Consider the following 2,049-nt stretch of genomic DNA (forward strand, 5'->3'; position numbering starts at 1 on the left):
TCCACAAGCCCTGCCCCGACATGGAAGGGCTCAAAGACTTTGACCCAGAAAAAACCGAGAGAGCGCGTTTCTTAATATCGAAGCTAAGAGAAAAGCATGGCATTAAAAAGCGCGTTAAACCGACACCTAAACCCTTGAATTACACCTGCACCGAACGAGGTTGTATCGAGCCTTGGGGAACAGTAAGTAAAGGAAAAACTTAAGGTTGGACTATGAGTACCTACAATCGATTCCATCAACCCAACATCACTCTGTCGTTAAGTCAGTATGTCTCCAATCTCACGGCGCACCTGCCGGTGATGATGCGTCAAGATCTGGAACTTAAATTAGGTCTACGTAAAAAACGCGGCAATCCGACCGACCGTAATCTCACCTTATTCATCACCGAACGCGTCAGCTTTGTGGATAAGGTCGCCCACCACTTTACCCAAAAATTTCCGTTTGGCTTCGTCAGCCATGAGCCCAAACCGCTCGAACTGACGCACGACATCTTGATGAGCGATGATGCGCTTAAAAATTTCGCCATTCAACTCACCGTGGCCTTTGTCGATATCATCAATGATATTGCCGTGACCGACACCGAAGCGCGTATTGATGGCATTCCTGAGAGCCCCACCGATTACTATCACGCCCTGCATTATGCCTTTGAACAAATCCGAGACTTGATACTCAAGGTCTTCATCGAGCCTCCGAGTGCCGACACGCGTGATATCGGTCAAACCCTCACGGTTCGTGACGCTGAGATCTTATTAGAGTGCGCGATTCGTCGTTGTATAGACCCTAAAAACTTAGTGCGTAAATTCAAACGCCTTCGCAAGCGCTACATTGAACATGCTCAAGTCACCCTTGGCAATGTCGGGGAACAACCCAGCCAACATTGCAATGTGTCGCGCCTGACTCTCTCCAACTTCAAGCAGCAATTACGCGAGTCCGAAGCCTTCATGAAAAGCATGGTGGTCATCAACCACGACACCCTGCAAGAATTCAATCTCGATGAGGTGGCCTCTCGTACGACCGCCAATCCAGATAATCGGTACATTGAATTGGTGGTTCGCAGTCGCGGGGATGAAGAGCGTGCGATCGATATGGGATTCGAAGGGGTCTTCATCACATGGACACTTCCGTCTAAATATCACCGCAATTCGTCTAAGTGGAACGGCTGCACCGTCAAAGAAGCGCATCAAAACCTGATGGAGCAATGGAGACTGGCCCGCGCCCACTTCGCCAAACAAGACATTCCTTGGTTTGGCCTACGGGTGGCCGAGCCCCACAAAGACGGGACACCTCATCTTCATGCCTTTGTTTATTGCCCTGCAGAATACAAAGCCGACCTCATGCGCATTTGTGCAAATATCGCCCGAAGTGAAGATGCCGACGAGCTCTACAACAAAAAGAAACGCAAAGCCCGTTTTCACGCGAAACCTTGCAACCCTAAAAAAGGTAGCGCTACTGGCTACATCATCAAATACATCTCTAAGAACATCAACGGGGCACACCTCCCAGAGGGTAACGCGGCCAGTAAGGCTCTTTCTGTCCGCGCTTGGGCTAGTGCGTGGGGCATCAAACAGTTCTCTCAATCGGGCTCCCCAGCGGTTGGTCTATGGCGACAACTCAGACGCGCGAACAAAGCCGATGTCGCGATTGATGAAGCGTTAATCGACTTACATGAGCATGCGGATAAATCACGATGGAAAGAATTTACTCAGCACATTGGGGATTTACGCCTCGCTCATGAAACGCAGATTAACCAGTACGGCGAAACCACCAAACGGGTGATCGGGTTGGAATGGTTAGGTCACGTGATCGAGACCTGCCGCGATCACTTTTCGGTGGTGGCGAAGTGCGATGTGGACGCGTGGAAAAAAGCGCGGAGCGCTGTCCCTTGGAGCACTGAAAATAAGTGTAACCCACCTCCGGAAATGGAGATATCCCCACTCGAAAAAGCGCTGATGGACGTGACCGGATGGAGCATTAAAGGGGTTCAATGCTTACTCAAACCGCTGTCGATGGGGGCGAAAATCCCCATTGATAAGCACACCACTCTCAGCC

The 2,049-nt window shown here is 50.4% G+C and carries 2 protein-coding genes; both read left to right on the plus strand.

Going from position 1 to position 2,049, the window contains the following annotated elements; all coding sequences use genetic code 11:
• Positions 1-203 (plus strand): hypothetical protein (locus tag AB6C75_RS23355; protein ID WP_372109482.1); only part of this gene is annotated, 203 nt, incomplete at its 5' end.
• A 9-nt stretch (positions 204-212) separates the two neighbouring features.
• The coding region (locus tag AB6C75_RS23360) for a replication endonuclease (protein ID WP_372109483.1) at positions 213-2,049 on the plus strand (1,837 nt) is incomplete at its 3' end.

Origin of the sequence: Vibrio sp. 10N.237.312.B06, assembly GCF_041464685.1 — a bacterium.
Taxonomy (GTDB): Bacteria; Pseudomonadota; Gammaproteobacteria; order Enterobacterales; family Vibrionaceae; genus Vibrio; species Vibrio tasmaniensis_A.